The organism is Yoonia sp. R2-816 (assembly GCF_046762905.1).
In the GTDB taxonomy this organism is placed as follows: Bacteria; Pseudomonadota; Alphaproteobacteria; order Rhodobacterales; family Rhodobacteraceae; genus Yoonia.
The window spans coordinates 1-672 of sequence record NZ_JBKQXN010000055.1 but is presented as its reverse complement, the minus strand read 5'-3'; the positions used below and the strand labels follow the sequence as shown (position 1 = coordinate 672).

Below are 672 nucleotides of genomic sequence, written 5' to 3'. Positions count from 1 at the left end.
GTTGTGACCTGGCATTCTGATGACGGGCAGCAGGGCGATACGTCCGGTGCGGCTATCAAGGCCCGTATTCTCAATGAGAATGGTGTCGAGATCGTCAGTGAATTCCTGGTGAATGAGTTTACCGATGACGTGCAAACCAGGCCAAGCGTGACAGCGCTCACCAATGGTCATTTCGTCGTCACCTGGCAGTCTGATGACGGGCAGCAGGGCGATATGTCCAGTTCTGCCATCATGGCCCGTATTTTTGATGCGAATGGTGTTGAGATCGTCAGCGAGTTTCTCGTTAATGAGTTCACCGATGGCCCTCAAAGGCTCCCGAGTGTTACGGCCCTCGCTGACGGCCATTTCGTCGTCACCTGGCAGTCCTGGAACCAGCAGCAAGGGGATGCTTCCTACTCTGCCATCAAGGCCCGCATTTTTGATGCGGATGGCGTTGAGATTGTCAGCGAATTCCTGATCAATGAGTTTACCAATGGCCGTCAAGGCAGTCCGAGCATTACAGCCCTCGCCAATGGTCACTTCATTGTCACGTGGCAGTCTGAAGACGGGCAGCAAGGCGATACGTCCAATTCTGCCATCAAAGCCCGTATTTTTGGTGCGGATGGTAACGAGATCGTCAGTGAGTTCCTGGTCAATGAATTTGCCAATGGCACTCAAGGTAGCCCGAGTATT

At 53.3% G+C, this 672-nt stretch carries 1 protein-coding gene; it reads left to right on the top strand.

Annotated features, from left to right (window positions below; genetic code table 11):
- On the top strand, positions 1-672 hold a 672-nt coding region (locus ACFWW2_RS00945), incomplete at both ends, for a hypothetical protein (RefSeq protein WP_393925489.1).